Origin of the sequence: Intrasporangium oryzae NRRL B-24470 (assembly GCF_000576595.1) — a bacterium.
Classification (GTDB): Bacteria; Actinomycetota; Actinomycetes; order Actinomycetales; family Dermatophilaceae; genus Intrasporangium_C; species Intrasporangium_C oryzae.
In genome coordinates this window covers 23,483-37,418 of record NZ_AWSA01000014.1, presented here as the reverse complement: position 1 = coordinate 37,418, position 13,936 = coordinate 23,483, and the positions used below count along the sequence as shown (strand labels likewise).

At 71.3% G+C, this 13,936-nt stretch carries 12 protein-coding genes; 8 read left to right on the top strand and 4 right to left on the bottom strand.

Annotated elements, in window-relative coordinates; genetic code table 11:
* Nucleotides 1-182 precede the first annotated feature (182 nt).
* Complete coding sequence (locus N865_RS08205) at nucleotides 183-1,310, bottom strand: ROK family transcriptional regulator (protein ID WP_034803977.1); 1,128 nt, start codon at nucleotides 1,308-1,310, stop codon at nucleotides 183-185.
* 272 nt (nucleotides 1,311-1,582) lie between these two features.
* Entirely contained in the window at nucleotides 1,583-3,115 is a 1,533-nt protein-coding gene (locus tag N865_RS08200) for an MFS transporter (protein ID WP_051510346.1), read from the bottom strand.
* A gap of 79 nt (nucleotides 3,116-3,194) precedes the next feature.
* On the opposite strand from N865_RS08200, the gene N865_RS08195 reads away from it, so the two are divergent.
* The 3 genes from N865_RS08195 to N865_RS08185 are packed head-to-tail and all read left to right on the top strand — an operon-like array spanning nucleotide 3,195 to nucleotide 5,589.
* On the top strand, nucleotides 3,195-3,470 hold the full coding sequence (locus tag N865_RS08195; protein ID WP_034803976.1) for a DUF2277 domain-containing protein: 276 nt from the start codon (nucleotides 3,195-3,197) through the stop codon (nucleotides 3,468-3,470).
* A 47-nt stretch (nucleotides 3,471-3,517) separates the two neighbouring features.
* The gene (locus N865_RS08190) at nucleotides 3,518-4,246 is read left to right on the top strand and encodes a DNA alkylation repair protein (RefSeq protein ID WP_051510345.1); all 729 of its coding nucleotides are present in this window, start codon (nucleotides 3,518-3,520) and stop codon (nucleotides 4,244-4,246) included.
* Nucleotides 4,243-5,589, top strand: a complete 1,347-nt coding sequence (locus N865_RS08185) for an MATE family efflux transporter (RefSeq protein ID WP_169735720.1) — start codon at nucleotides 4,243-4,245, stop codon at nucleotides 5,587-5,589. Before N865_RS08190 ends, N865_RS08185 begins: the two co-directional genes overlap by 4 nt.
* Before the next feature lie 339 nt (nucleotides 5,590-5,928).
* Here the strand turns inward: N865_RS08185 and N865_RS08180 are convergent, their stop codons facing one another.
* The gene (locus tag N865_RS08180) at nucleotides 5,929-6,471 is read right to left on the bottom strand and encodes a hypothetical protein (RefSeq protein WP_034803974.1); all 543 of its coding nucleotides are present in this window, start codon (nucleotides 6,469-6,471) and stop codon (nucleotides 5,929-5,931) included.
* A gap of 117 nt (nucleotides 6,472-6,588) precedes the next feature.
* Complete coding sequence (iolC, locus tag N865_RS08175) at nucleotides 6,589-7,683, bottom strand: 5-dehydro-2-deoxygluconokinase (protein WP_084328063.1); 1,095 nt, start codon at nucleotides 7,681-7,683, stop codon at nucleotides 6,589-6,591.
* A 325-nt stretch (nucleotides 7,684-8,008) separates the two neighbouring features.
* Between iolC and N865_RS08170 the strand changes: the two genes are divergently transcribed.
* From N865_RS08170 to N865_RS08150, 5 genes are all read left to right on the top strand, one after another.
* A complete protein-coding gene (locus tag N865_RS08170) occupies nucleotides 8,009-9,322 on the top strand; it encodes an ABC transporter substrate-binding protein (RefSeq protein ID WP_051510361.1) in 1,314 nt (437 codons plus the stop codon).
* 134 nt (nucleotides 9,323-9,456) lie between these two features.
* Nucleotides 9,457-10,443 carry a carbohydrate ABC transporter permease gene (locus N865_RS08165; RefSeq protein ID WP_051510344.1) on the top strand — a complete coding sequence of 329 codons (987 nt, stop codon included), beginning with the start codon at nucleotides 9,457-9,459 and terminating at the stop codon, nucleotides 10,441-10,443.
* Nucleotides 10,440-11,270 carry a carbohydrate ABC transporter permease gene (locus tag N865_RS08160; protein ID WP_051510343.1) on the top strand — a complete coding sequence of 277 codons (831 nt, stop codon included), beginning with the start codon at nucleotides 10,440-10,442 and terminating at the stop codon, nucleotides 11,268-11,270. Before N865_RS08165 ends, N865_RS08160 begins: the two co-directional genes overlap by 4 nt.
* Entirely contained in the window at nucleotides 11,267-12,880 is a 1,614-nt protein-coding gene (locus N865_RS08155) for a GH1 family beta-glucosidase (RefSeq protein ID WP_084328062.1), read from the top strand. Before N865_RS08160 ends, N865_RS08155 begins: the two co-directional genes overlap by 4 nt.
* On the top strand, nucleotides 12,877-13,905 hold the full coding sequence (locus tag N865_RS08150; protein WP_034803972.1) for a LacI family DNA-binding transcriptional regulator: 1,029 nt from the start codon (nucleotides 12,877-12,879) through the stop codon (nucleotides 13,903-13,905). The genes N865_RS08155 and N865_RS08150 overlap by 4 nt, the downstream gene beginning before the upstream one ends.
* Nucleotides 13,906-13,936: the final 31 nt, after the last annotated feature.

Below are 13,936 nucleotides of genomic sequence, written 5' to 3'. Positions count from 1 at the left end.
CCGGATGGACCGGGTGCTGCGCGTGATGGTGCGTGGTCTGTCTGGGTGTCGTCGTTCTCGTGCGTTTCGTGCGTCTGATGGGTTTCGTGCGTCTGGTGGGTTTGGCGGGTTTCGGGTGGTTCGCCCAGGTGGTGTGGGCTGTCTGGGACGTGGGCCAGCACGGCATATGCCGCCGGGCCGGCTCAGGCGACCCCGAGCTGGTCCCAGAGGACGAGCACCGAGGCGCCCCGCAGGACGATGTCGGTGGAGTCGGAGGCGAGCCGTACGACGAGGTCCTCGGCGGGGCGGGCGAGGGTGCGAGCGCGCAGGGTCTCGTCGACGGCGCGAAGGAGGGCATCGCCGAGGAGGTGCTCGGGCCCGCTGAGGACGACCTCGGACAGGTCGAGGACGCCGACGACGGGAGCGAGGGCGATCCCGAGCCGCTCCCCGGCCTCTCGCAGCGGGGCGTCGTCGGTCGCGCCGGCGAGGGCCTTCTCGAGGTTGGGAGCCGAGAGCCAGGTCTCGAGGCAGCCGACCTTGCCGCATCGGCACGGCGCCCCGCCGTCGGTGCCGACCGTGACGTGTCCGATCTCACCGGCGGCGAAGTGCGCGCCGCGGACGCGCTGACCGCCGACGATGAGACCGCAGCCGACACCGCGGCCGATCTTGACGAGGAGGAGGTCGTCGCCACCGTCCCCGAGCGTGTAGTGGGCGTGGACGGCGGCGTCGGCGTCGTTGCAGACGAACACGGGGAGCTGTGTCGCTTCGGCGAGCAGGTCGCGGAGCGGGACGTCGGTCCAGCCGAGGTTGGGCGCCGTGCTGACGACGCCACCGGGGCCGACGAGACCGGGCGTGCCGACGCCGACGCCGAGGAGGGGGGCGGTTGCGGCGCCGACGATCTCGTGGACGAGGTCGAGGAGCGTGTCGAGGATCTGCTTGCCGCGCTCGTCGCCGATCGAGCGTTCGGCGCGGGCGAGGATGTTGCCGTCGAGGTCGAGCACCGCGGCCAGGAGCACCTCGTGGGCGGTGAGATCCACCCCGATGATCTGCAGGCCCGTGCGGTTGACGTCGACGAGGGTGGCGGGCTTGCCGGGCCGGACGACCTCGGACGGCCCGAGCTCCACGGCGTGGCCGCTCTCGAGGAGCTGGCTGACGAGGTCCGACACGGTCACCTTGGTGAGGCCGAGCTCTCGGGCGAGGTCGGCCCTGCTCATGGCGCCGGTCGAGTACAGCGACTGGAGGACGAGCGACAGGTTGTGCCGTCGTCCGTGCGCCGGCTGCACTGCCGATCGCTGCCGGACCCGTCGGGCGCGGGGAGGAGCGGTGGTCACGGGAGTTAGTAAACTTTACTAACTCCCAACTGACAAGACCCCGTCCCAACATTTTCTGCCAGCCGAGCAACCCAGCGATCCCACCCCCACCACGCGCGCTACGGCACTGCCCAGCAATCCTGGGCAGTGACGTATGGAGCAGGAACACCCCCACCCCGCGGGCTACGGCACTGCCCAGCAATCCTGGGCAGTGACGTAAGGAGCAGGAACACCCCCACCCCGCGGGCTACGGCACTGCGCACGAATCCTGGGCAGTGCCGTAGCGGCGGAGGTCAGGCCACCTCGGGTTGGGCCTGCCCGACAGGCTCGGCGCGCAGGCCGAGCGCCGTGATCACGGCCCCCGAGGCGACCAGGCCCGCGCACACCCACATCGCGGCGCGATAGGCGCTCGCCATCGCGACCGGGTCCTCGTAGGCCGCCCCGGACAGCCCGACGAGGGGCGGCAGGGCCGCGACGGCGAGGAGGCCGGCCGTGCGCGAGACCGCGTTGTTGACCCCGCTCGCCGTGCCCGACAGCTCGTCCGGCGCCGCGGCGAGGACCGTCCCGGTCAGCGGGGCGACGAGCATCGCCAGCCCGAGGCCGACGAGCGTCATCCCGGGAAGGATGTGGACGGCATACGACGGCTGCGACGGGGCGAAGCCGAGCAGGACGAAGCCGGCCGCCGCGACGAGCGTCCCTCCGACCATGTACCTCCGGGGGCCGTGGACCGTCGCCAGCGCGCCGAAGCGCTGCGCGAGCAGGAGCATCGCGAGGCTGAGCGGCAAGGTGGCCGTTCCGGCGGCGAGTGCCGACCACCCGGCCACGACCTGGAGGAAGAGCACGAGGAAGAGCAGCGCCGCGCCGAGTCCGGCGTAGACGAGGAGGGTGACGATGTTGACCGAGGTGAAGACCCGGCTCTCGAAGAGCCGCGGCGGCACCATCGGGTGACTGGTCCGACGTTCGACCAGGACGAACCCGACGAGCGACAGGACGCCGACGACCCCGATCACCCACGGAAGGAGGCCGCTGTGGCTCGGGCCGGTGGTGAGGGCATAGGTCAGGCAGCCGAGGCCGAGCACGGCGAGCGCCACGCCAGCGACGTCGAGGCGCCGGGTCGCCTGCGGGTTGCTGGACTCCGGCACGTAGAGCACCGTCAGCACGACGACGAGGGCGGTCAGCGGCACGTTGAGCCAGAACGCCCACCGCCAGCTGTGGTCGACGAGCCAGCCGCCGATGATCGGTCCTGACGCCGAGGCGACCCCGAGCAGGCCCGTCCATGCCCCGATCGCCGCCATCCGGTCCTTGCGACGGAAGGAGGCCTGGAGGATCGCGAGGCTTCCCGGGACGAGAAGGGCCGCCGCGACGCCCTGCACGGCGCGCGCGGCGATGAGGGTCCCGATCGACGGTGCCAGGCCGCACGCGAGCGAGGCGAGTCCGAAGCCCGCCGTGCCGATCGCGTACATCCGGGCCCGTCCGAAACGGTCACCCAGTGACCCGCCGAGAAGGATGAGTGACGCGAGAGCCAGTGCGTAGGCGTTGACGACCCACTGGAGCTGCGCGAGGTCGGCATCGAGCTCACGGCCGATGTGCGGGAGTGCGACGTTGACGATCGTGCCGTCGAGCAGGGCGATCCCGCTGCCGAGGATCGTCGTCGTGAGGACCAGCCTTCCGCGGCGGGTCCCCATGGCGAGCTGCTTCGCGAGGGCGCACTCCCCGACGTCCGCGGCGACGCCCACCGCGAGAGGAGGGGTGCACGTGACCGGCGGCGCCGTCGCGACTGGCGCCAGGTCCGGCACGTCCGTTGCCGCTCGGGGCTCATCGACCATGCCCTCCATCGTCGCACCGCCCGCGAGACGATGCAGCGCTCAGCGGGCACGGTCGGTGGCGCGGCCTACCCTTGGAGGCATGTGCCGGAACATCCGCCAGCTCCACAACTTCGACCCGCCGGCGACGAGTGACGAGGTGCGCGCGGCCGCGCTCCAGTACGTCCGCAAGGTGAGCGGCGCCACCAAGCCCAGCCAGGCCAACCAGGAGGCCTTCGACGAGGCCGTCGAGGCGATCGCCCACGCGACCCAGCACCTCCTCGAGCACCTGACGACGAGCGCTCCGCCCAAGGACCGCGAGGTCGAGCGCGAGAAGGCTCGCGCCCGCAACGCGGTCCGGTTCGGCACTCCCGCCTGACGGCCGCTCAGGACGGGACGTCCCCGGTCCCGGCTACGTTGGTCGCCATGTCCGCCGACGCCCTGTCCGACCCGGAGGCGCGCCTCGACCTCGCCGCGGCCATCACCGCTGCCCTCGAGCAGGCCGCCGACCCCGAGCGGGCGGCGGGCCAGCAGCGTTACATGAAGTCGGCCATGCCCTACTTCGGCCTCACCTCCCCCGCCTTCCGGGCCGTGGTCGGGCCGATCCTGCGCGACCCGGCCTACCGACTGCGCTCCCGCGACGCGTGGCTGGCGACCATCGAGGCGATCTGGCGCGGGGCCACCCATCGCGAGCAATGGTATGCCGCTCTCGCCCTTGCGCGTCACCGTCCCTACCGGGCCTGGGTCGACAGCGACGCGATGCCGCTGTGGGAGAGGCTGATCCGCGAGGGCGCCTGGTGGGACGTCGTCGACGACATCGCGACGCACCTCGTGCGCGACACCGTCCTCGCCGCTCCTGCGGTCGAGGCGCCACGGATGCGCGAGTGGGCCCGGAGCGATTCGTTGTGGGTCCGGCGCGCCGCGATCCTCTGCCAGGTCGGCACGCGCGAGCGCCTCGACCAGGAGCTGCTCACCGACGTCATCGAGCCCACCATCGGCGACCCGGACTTCTTCGCGCGCAAGGCGATCGGCTGGGCCCTGCGCGACCACGCCCGATCCGACCCGGAGTGGGTGCGCCGCTTCGTGGCCGGGCACCCGGACCTGTCGGGGCTCTCGCGCCGCGAGGCCCTCAAGCATCTCGGGCCGCTCCCGTGACCGCCACCCCGCAGCCGGTGGCGCAGCCGAGCCATCGGCGCGAGATCCTGCGGCTCGCGGTCCCGGCGTTCCTCGCCCTCATCGCCGAACCGCTCTTCCTCCTCGCCGACTCGGCGATCGTCGGCCACCTCGGAACGGCCGAGCTCGCCGGCCTCGGGGTCGCGAGCGCCGCCCTGGCGACGGCCGCGGGCGTGTTCGTCTTTCTCGCCTACGGCACGACGAGCGTCGTGGCCCGCCACCTCGGCGCGGGTGACGAGCGCGCGGCCATCAGCGCCGGCCTCGACGGGCTGTGGCTCTCGGTCGGCATCGGCGCGGTGACGGCCGTCGTCGTCGCGGTCGCGGCGCGGCCGATCTGCGCCCTCTTCGGCGCCTCTCCCGCCGCGCTCGACCAGGCGACGACGTACCTGCGGATCTCGGCCATCGGCCTCCCCGCGATGCTCGTCATCATGGCGGTGACGGGGGTGCTCCGGGGCCTGCAGGACACGACGACCCCGCTCATCGCCTCCGTCGCCGGCTTCGGCGCGAACATCGTGCTCAACGTCGTCCTCGTCTACGGCCTGCACTGGGGCATCGCCGGCTCCGCCTGGGGCACGGTCACGGCCCAGACCGGCATGGCCGTCGCCCTCGTCACCGTCGTGCTCCGGCAGGCGGGGCGCCGGGGCTCGGAGCTGCGACCCCACCCTGGCCGCGTCCTCGCCGCCGCCCGGACCGGCTTCCCGCTCCTCGTGCGCACCCTCGCTCTCCGGGCCACGCTCCTCGTCACGACGTGGGTCGCGGCCTCCCTCGGCGACGTCCCCCTCGCAGCCCACCAGGTGGCCCTCACGGTGTGGTCCTTCCTCGCCTTCGCCCTCGACGCCCTCGCGATCGCGGCACAGGCCCTCACCGGACGCGCCCTGGGTGCGGGCGACACCGTCGGGGTGCGCGTGACCACGGCGACGATGGTCCGCTGGGGCGTCTGGGGAGGCCTTGTGCTCGGGCTCGTCCTCGTGGCCCTGCACGGCGTCATCCCGCCGCTCTTCACGTCCGACCCCGATGTCAGGGCGACGCTCGGAGCGGCGCTCGTGGTCGTCGGACTCGGCCAGGCCGTCTCGGGCTACGTCTTCGTCCTCGACGGCGTGCTCATCGGGGCGGGCGACGGACGCTGGCTGGCATGGGGCCAGCTCGCGACCCTGCTCGCCTACCTGCCGATCATCCTCACTGTTCGCGCCGCCGGGCCGAGCGGCTCGGCCAGCCGCGACGTCGTCACCCTCTGGCTCGCGTTCACGGCGTTCATGGTGATCCGCGCCGGCATGCTGGGCTGGCGGTCCCGGCAGGACGCCTGGATGGTGACGGGCGCCCGCTGACGGCGCCAAGGGCTTCGCTGACCACGCCGGGCTTCGCTGACCGCGCCGCGCTCACGGGAGGCCCAGCGAAGCGGCCGGTCAGGGCCACGAGAAGGCCGCCCAGCGGCATACCAGCTGAGGTGTCCGAGCAGCGGCGCCGCAAAGCCCACACAACTGGGACGGCAGACTCAGGGTTCTTTAAGGTGCGGCGGTCATAGTCGTCTACGTGAGTTGCTCCTGTGCGGCTCGGTGATCTCCTCCCCCTGTCAGATCACCGGGTCAAAGGGCACCCGCCCCTGCTGGTCTTGTTCGGCGACGTGACCAGCGGGGGCGGGTTTTCTCGTTTCCGGGCAGCTGCCGCTAGAGCATCCGCCGGTCGACCCGCCCCGCGAGCAGGAAGAGCACGCCGCCGACGATGAGCGGCAGTGCAACCGCTCCCGCGGACCCCCCGATGCCGTGCAGCACCGGCCCCTCCCCCTGGCTGAGCGCGCGTCCGACGCGTTCGAGCAGGGGCGCCACGCCCGCCACGAGCAGGAGGATCGCGGCATGACGCGGCTCGCGCAGACCCAGGAACGCGATCGGCACCGCGACGACGAAGGCCGCGACGGCCGTGCCGGGCCCCCAACCGGTGGTGACACTCGTGAAGGCCCCCAGCACGGCGAGCGCCACGACGACGACCACCGCCCCGTCGAGGATCCGCCCCGACGCGTCGGGCAGGCGCAGGACGACGAGGGTGAGCAGGACGATCGCGGCAACGACCGCCGCGGAGAGCAGGCCCCCCGCCACCCCACCCGGGTCACGGATGACCTCGGCGACGTACCAGACGGTGGCCAGCACCCCGAAGCCGACGACCCACACGAAGGCTGCCCTGGTCAGACCCGGAGCCTGTTTCCACATGGCCATCACCCGATTCGAGCCTCGCCTCACCGTCCCGAGGGGTCCCGGGACGGTGGCTCACGCCCATCGTCCCGCGCGACGAGCCGTCCGAGGCGCGGGTGTGAGCGACGAGACCGACTGCGGTCAGTACGCGCCCTCGACGAACTCGACGTCGGCGAGCAGCGTCTGGATCTCGGCCGTCGTCGGCATCGCGGTCGAGCAGCCCAGGCGGCCGGCGACGATCGCCCCGGCGACGTTGGCGAAGTTGAGGACGCGCTCGAGGTCCCAGCCGCTCAGGAGGCCGTGGACGAGCGCCCCGCCGAAGGCGTCGCCCGCACCGAGCCCGTTGACGACCTCGACGGGGAAGGCTCCGACGTGGACGCGCTCGGAGTCGCTCAACGCGAGCACCCCGTCGCGACCCAGCTTGACGACGGCGAGCTCGACCCCGCGGTCGACCAGCGCCTGGGCGGCGAGCTCGGGGTCGGTCTCCCCGGTCGCGATCGCGCACTCCTCGCGGTTCCCGACGGTGACGGTCACGTGAGCGAGGGCCCGCTGCACCTGGTCGTGCGCCGTTGCGGCGTCCGGCCAGAAGGTCGCGCGGTAGTCGAGGTCGAGCACCGTGTGGGTGCGCCCCGCGCGCTCCTCCCACGCGGCGACGTGCGCCGAGCGACTCGGCTCCTGGGACAGCCCAGTCACCGTCGACCAGTAGACTCCCGCTTCCCGAATCGCCTGCAGGGGAAGGGATTCCGGCTCGATGAGCAGGTCGGGGGCCGTCGGGTGCCGGTAGAACCAGATCGGGAAGTGGTCGGGCGGGAACACCTCGCAGAACGTGATCGGGGTGGGCGGTCCGCCACGGACGGTGCCGACGAACGCGTCGTCGACGCCCATCGTGAGCAGCTGCCGGTGGACGAAGCGGCCGAACGGGTCGTCCCCGGTCCGGCTGATGAGCGCCGCCCGCCGACCGTGCCGGGCGGCGGCCACGGTGACGCTCGCCGCGCTGCCCCCGAGGAACCGCTCGAACGTGCGCACCTCGTCGAGGGGGACGCCGTACTGCTGCGGGTAGAGGTCGATGCCGACCCTGCCGATCGCGAGGAGGTCGTAGGGACGGCGATGCTCTGGGGCCTCGTCACGCAGCCGGTCGGGCCGGTCGTTGGCGGGTCGGTCGGGCCGGTCGTCGCCGCGGTCGTCGCCGACGGGCCGGTCGTCGGCGACGGGGTCGGTCACGTCGTATGCCGTCATGGCGCGCTCCCTCGTCCGGCCCGCTCGGGCGTCGGGCCGTGACCCCCATCCCAACCCGGCGGCGAGCGGCCGGTCAACGGTCGAAGGGCCCTGTTCCCCGCCTCATACCCGTTCCCGCCCGTCCCGGGAGCGCGTGCCACCGGGCTGCACACCCGGGAACGGTTGGTCACGGGTTGGTAACGGTGGTTGACCGCTGGGCATCGGAGCCCCCATTCTCTCCGTGAGAGCGCTCTCATGGTTGGGTTTCCCGCTGGGAGAGCGCTCCCACACCCACCCCCGGGCAGAGACCGAAGGAGCTCTCATGGCATCGCGCACGACACCGCGCATGGCATCTCGCAAGGCAACACGAACCACCCGCACCGGCCGCATCGCCGTCACCGCGGCCCTGTCCGTCGGGGTGCTCGCCGCCCTGACCGCGTGCGGAGGGGGCTCCGACGCTGCCGACGCCGCCAAGACCAGCAGCGCCAGCGGGCCGGTCACGCTGACCCTCGCCACATTCAACCAGTTCGGCTACGACGAGCTGATCCCGGAGTTCGAGGCCACCCACCCCAACATCAAGGTCACCCACAAGAAGGCCGCGACGTCCAACGAGGCTCGCGACAACTTCTTCACCCGCCTCGCCGCCGGCAGCGGCATGGCCGACGTCGAGGCCGTCGAGGTCGACTGGCTCCCGGAGATGCTCCAGTACTCCGACAAGTTCAACGACCTCAACAGCCCCGACGTCCAGGGCCGCTGGCTCGACTGGAAGGCCAAGGCCGCCACCGACGCCAAGGGCCACCTCATCGGCTACGGCACCGACTCCGGCCCCGAGGCGATCTGCTACCGCAGCGACCTCTTCAAGAAGGCCGGCCTGCCGAGCGACCGCGACTCCGTCGCCAAGTTCTTCGGCACCACGTGGGACAGCTACTTCGCCGCCGGCAAGCAGTTCAAGGCCAAGTCCAACGTGCCGTTCTTCGACAGCATCGGCGCCACGTACCAGGGCATGATCAACCAGGTCCAGGCCGCCTACGAGAACCCGTCCGACGGCACGGTCACGGCCACGGACAACCCCGAGGTCAAGAAGATCTACGACCAGGTCGTCCAGGCCGGCATCACGGACGGCCTCTCGGCCAAGCTCCAGCAGTGGAGCGACGACTGGACCGCGAGCTTCCAGAAGGACGGCTTCGCGACCATGCTCTGCCCCGGCTGGATGGTCGGCGTCATCGAGGGCAACGCCAAGGGCGTCAAGGGCTGGGACGTCGCCAACACCTTCCCCGGTGGCGGCGGCAACTGGGGTGGCTCCTACCTCACCGTGCCGAAGCAGAGCGCGCACCCGAAGGAGGCTCAGGAGCTCGCGGCCTGGCTGACGGCCCCCGAGCAGCAGATCAAGGCCTTCAAGAAGGTCGGCGCCTTCCCGAGCCAGAAGGCTGCCCTCGAGAGCCCCGAGCTCGCCGCGGTGACCGTCGCGTCGTTCAACAACGCCCCGACCGGCAAGATCTTCGCCGAGCGGGCCAAGGCCGTCACGATGTCCCCGTTCAAGGGCACGAAGTACTTCGCCATCAACGACGCCATGCAGCAGGCCCTCACCCGCGTCGAGCAGGGGACCTCGCCGCAGGACTCGTGGAACAAGTGGGTCTCCGACGTCAAGGCGCTCGGCTGAGCCGAGCGGTCGCACCCCGACCAGCCCTGAACGAGCCCACGGCGTACCCCACCGTATGCCGCTGAGCGCCGATCCGCGGACGGCCCGGTGACCCCACCAGGCACCGGGCCGTCCGCCCGACGAGCGGAACCGCCGTGACCGTGCACTCCCCCTTGCGCACCGAGTTCCCAGGACGCCCCGAGCCCGCGGAACGCACCCCCACCCCGACCCGTCCGGCCTGGCGCCGGCGCCTCACCCGCGCCGACGAGAAGGCCTCCCCCTACCTCTACGTCTCGCCGTTCTTCATCCTCTTCGGCCTCGTCGGCCTCTTCCCGCTCGTCTACACCGCGTACGTGTCGGTCCACGAGTGGAACCTCATCGGCGGGGAGGGCGACTTCGTCGGACTGAAGAACTACACCGACGTCCTCGCGCAGCCCTACTTCTGGAACGCCCTGCGCAACACGATCAGCATCTTCCTGCTCTCGAGCGTGCCGCAGATCATCCTCGCGCTGCTCATCGCCGCCGCCCTCGACAGCGGCCTGCGGGCCCGGACCTTCTGGCGGATGGGGGTGCTGCTGCCCTACGTCGTCGCTCCCGTCGCGGTCGCGCTCATCTTCAGCAACCTCTTCGGCGACAAGTTCGGGCTCTTCAACCACCTGCTCGGCCTCGTCGGCCTCGACCCGATCCAGTGGCACAAGGACGTCCTGCCGAGCCACGTCGCGATCGCCACGATGGTCAACTTCCGCTGGACCGGCTACAACGCGCTGATCTTCCTCGCCGCGATGCAGGCGATCCCGCGCGACTACTACGAGGCGGCCATGATCGACGGCGCGGGTCGGATCCGGACCTTCTTCTCGATCACGATCCCCCAGCTGCGCGCCACGATCATCTTCGTCGTCATCACCTCGACGATCGGCGGCCTGCAGATCTTCGACGAGCCACGGATGTACGACACCGCCGGGATGGGCGGGGCCGACCGCCAGTGGCAGACGCTGACGCTCTACCTCTACCACCTCGGCTGGACCCAGAAGAACTTCGGGCGCGCCTCGGCCGTCGCCTGGATGCTCTTCCTCATCGTCGTGGTCTTCGCCGTCATCAACTTCCTCGTCACCCGCCGGATCTCGTCGAAGGGATCGCGATGAGAATCGTGCGCCGCACCCAGGCCAGCCCCACGGCATACGTCTTCCTGCTCATCGTCCTGCTCGCTTCGGCCTTCCCGCTGTGGTGGTCCTACGTCATCGGCAGCAAGGACGCCGCGGCGATCGTGCGCGACCCCTACTCCCTCGTGCCGGGTGGCCACTTCCTGGAGAACGCCTCACGGGTCGCCACGTCGATCCCGTTCTGGAAGGCGATGGGCAACAGCGTCCTCGTCTCGACGGTCGTCGCGTTCTCCGTCGTGCTGCTCTCCACCCTCGCCGGGTTCGCGTTCGCCAAGCTCCGCTTCCGCGGCCGGGCCGGGCTTCTCGTCTTCGTCATCGCGACGATGGCCGTGCCGACCCAGCTCGGGATCGTGCCGCTCTTCATCGTCATGGCCAAGCTCGGGTGGATCGGCAGCCTCGGCGCCGTGATCGTGCCCTCGCTCGTCAACGCCTTCGGGGTCTTCTGGATGACCCAGTACCTCGGCGAGGCGCTCCCCGACGAGCTGATCGAGGCCTCCCGGGTCGACGGGGCCTCGACCCTGCGCACCTTCTGGAGCGTCGCCCTCCCGGCGGCCCGTCCTGGTGCGGCGATGCTCGGCCTCTTCACCTTCATCGCGACGTGGACCAACTTCTTCTGGCCCTTCATCATCCTCGACCCGGGAAACCCCACGCTGCCGGTCGCGCTCCAGCAGCTCCAGGCCGCCTACTACGTCGACTACTCACTCGTGCTCGCCGGGGTCGTGCTCGCCGCGATCCCCCTCCTCATCGTCTTCGCCGTCGCCGGCCGTCAGCTCGTGTCCGGCATCATGCAAGGAGCAGTCAAGGGATGACCCCCAACCTCACCACCGCCGTCACCGCCGTCACCGCCGTCACCGCGGGGACCTCGGCACCCGCGCCGGCCGTCACGCTGGCGCCGACCCGGCCGGTCCCGGCCGACTTCGTCCTGGGGGTCGCCACCGCTGCCTACCAGATCGAGGGCGCCCGCCACGAGGACGGGCGCACCGACTCGATCTGGGACACCTTCTCCCACACGCCGGGAGCCGTGGTCGCAGGCGACACGGGGGATGTCGCCTGCGACCACTACCACCGGTATGCCGACGACGTCCTGCTCATGAAAGAGCTCGGGATCCAGTCGTACCGCTTCTCGACCTCGTGGGCTCGGGTCTGCCCCGACGGCGGGCCGGTCAACCCGCTCGGTCTCGACTTCTACGAGCGGCTCGTCGACTCCGTCCTCGCGGCCGGCATCGCCCCCTGGCTGACGCTCTACCACTGGGACCTTCCCCAGGCCCTCGAGGAGCGCGGCGGCTGGAGGTCCCGCGAGGTCGTCGACCGCTTCGTCGACTACGCCCTCGCCGTCCACGACCGGCTCGGCGACCGCGTCTCGACGTGGACGACCCTCAACGAGCCGTGGTGCTCGTCGTTCCTCTCCTACACCGGCGGCGAGCACGCGCCGGGTGGCACCTCTCCCGCCGACGGCCTCGCCGCGGCGCACCACCTGATGCTCGGTCACGGCTCCGTCGTGCAGGCCCTCCGTGAGCGCGACGCGTCCCTCCGCCTCGGCCTCACCCTCAACTTCACCGTCGCCGACCCGCTCGACCCGTCGGACCCGCGCGACGTCGACGCGGCCCGCCGGATCGACGGCCAGATGAACCGGGTCTTCCTCGACCCGATCTTCAAGGGCGCGTACCCGGCCGACTTCCTCGAGGATGTCCGCGGGCTGGGACTCGAGGACCACATCATGGACGGTGACCTCGAGGTCATCTCGACGCCGATCGACGTGCTCGGTGTGAACTACTACAACGGCTCGCTCGTCAGCCACCGACCGGCGCCGCCGCGTCCCGACGCCGCGCCCGCGGGCCCGGCGATCGCGCACCCGACGCGGTCGCCCTTCCCGGCTGCCGACGACGTCCACCACCACCCGCACGACCTCCCCGTGACGTCGATGGGCTGGCCGATCCAGCCCGAGGGCCTCACGCGGATCCTCGTCCGCCTCCAGGAGGAGTACGCCGGCCCGGCCGGGGTCGACCTCCACGTCACCGAGAACGGCGCCGCGTTCGACGACGTCCCCGACGCGGAGGGCTTCGTCGACGACCGGGAGCGGACGGCATACGTGCGAGCCCACCTGTCGGCCGTCCTCGACGCGATCGACGCGGGCGTACCCGTGCGCGGGTACTTCTACTGGTCGCTGATGGACAACTTCGAGTGGGCGTGGGGTTACGACAAGCGGTTCGGTATCGTCCGAGTCGACTACGAGACCCAGCAGCGCACCCCGAAGACGAGCGCACTCGACTACGCCCGGATCATCGCCAGCCGCGAGCTGCCGATCGACGCGGCCACCGAGACCTCGGCCTTTGGCACGATGGACCTGAAGAGCACCAACGGCACCGTTACCACGCGTGCCACCTCCCACTTCGACTCCGTAGGAGAGATCGACGCATGAGCGACGGCACGCTCGCCGTCCCCGGGCGACCCACCCTCGAGGAGGTCGCCCGGGTGGCGGGCGTGTCCCGCGCGACCGTGTCCCGCGTCATCAACGGCTCACCGCGGGTCAGCCCCGAGGTGCTCAGCGTCGTCGAGAAGGCGATCGCCCAGCTCAACTACGTGCCCAACCGGGCGGCCCGCTCCCTCGTCGCACGGGCGACGATGTCCATCGCGCTCGTCGTGCCCGAGGACGCCCACCGCTTCTTCGGAGACCCGTACTTCGCCGATGTCGTCCAGGGCATCAGCGACCGGATCGACGACAGCGACTACGTCCTCAACCTCCAGCTGACGCACCCGAGCTCTCCCTCGGAGAAGACCCGGCGCTACCTCCTCGGCGGCAACGTCGACGGGGCCATCGTCGTGTCCCACCACTCGGGCGACCACTTCCTCGCCTCGCTCGGGCAGTCGCTGCCGGTCGTCTTCGGCGGCAGGCCCTTCGGTGAGGTCTCCAGCAAGACCGACTACTACGTCGACGTCGACAACCGGCTCGGCGCCGTCCAGGCGACCGAGCACCTCATCACGCACGGACGCCGGGCGATCGCGACGATCACCGGACCGACCGACATGCCGGCCGCCATCGACCGCGAGCAGGGGTGGCGCGACGCCGTGCGGGCCGCTGGACTGTCCGAGGAGCGTCTCGTCCACGGCGACTTCACCGAGGCCGGTGGCGTCCGCTCGGCCCTGACCCTGCTCGACGAGCACCCCGACGTCGACGCGATCTTCGTCGCGAGCGACCTCATGGCGAGTGGCGTCATGCTCGCCCTCGAGGAACGCGGCCTCCGGGTGCCGCAGGACGTCGCCATCGTCGGGTTCGACAACAGCCGCTACGCCACCCGCGGGCCCATCGGGCTGACGACGATCGCCCAGCCGTCGCAGCAGATGGGCGTCGTCATGGCCGACACCCTGCTGCGGCTGCTCTCCGGCGAGCACCCCGAGCGCGTCAACCTCCTCGAGACGCATCTCGTCATTCGCGACTCCGCCTGAGGGCGACGTCGGGGAGCCCGTCGGCCCCGCC

What these genes read in the sequence shown, in the direction of transcription:
- N865_RS08180 (WP_034803974.1), bottom strand. Translation starts at nt 6,471, where the DNA reads ATGGCCATGTGGAAACAGGCTCCGGGTCTGACCAGGGCAGCCTTCGTG.
- N865_RS08160 (WP_051510343.1), top strand. Translation starts at nt 10,440, where the DNA reads ATGAGAATCGTGCGCCGCACCCAGGCCAGCCCCACGGCATACGTCTTC.
- N865_RS08170 (WP_051510361.1), top strand. Translation starts at nt 8,009, where the DNA reads ATGGCATCTCGCAAGGCAACACGAACCACCCGCACCGGCCGCATCGCC.
- N865_RS08155 (WP_084328062.1), top strand. Translation starts at nt 11,267, where the DNA reads ATGACCCCCAACCTCACCACCGCCGTCACCGCCGTCACCGCCGTCACC.
- N865_RS08200 (WP_051510346.1), bottom strand. Translation starts at nt 3,115, where the DNA reads ATGGTCGATGAGCCCCGAGCGGCAACGGACGTGCCGGACCTGGCGCCA.
- N865_RS08195 (WP_034803976.1), top strand. Translation starts at nt 3,195, where the DNA reads ATGTGCCGGAACATCCGCCAGCTCCACAACTTCGACCCGCCGGCGACG.
- iolC (WP_084328063.1), bottom strand. Translation starts at nt 7,683, where the DNA reads ATGACGGCATACGACGTGACCGACCCCGTCGCCGACGACCGGCCCGTC.
- N865_RS08190 (WP_051510345.1), top strand. Translation starts at nt 3,518, where the DNA reads ATGTCCGCCGACGCCCTGTCCGACCCGGAGGCGCGCCTCGACCTCGCC.
- N865_RS08150 (WP_034803972.1), top strand. Translation starts at nt 12,877, where the DNA reads ATGAGCGACGGCACGCTCGCCGTCCCCGGGCGACCCACCCTCGAGGAG.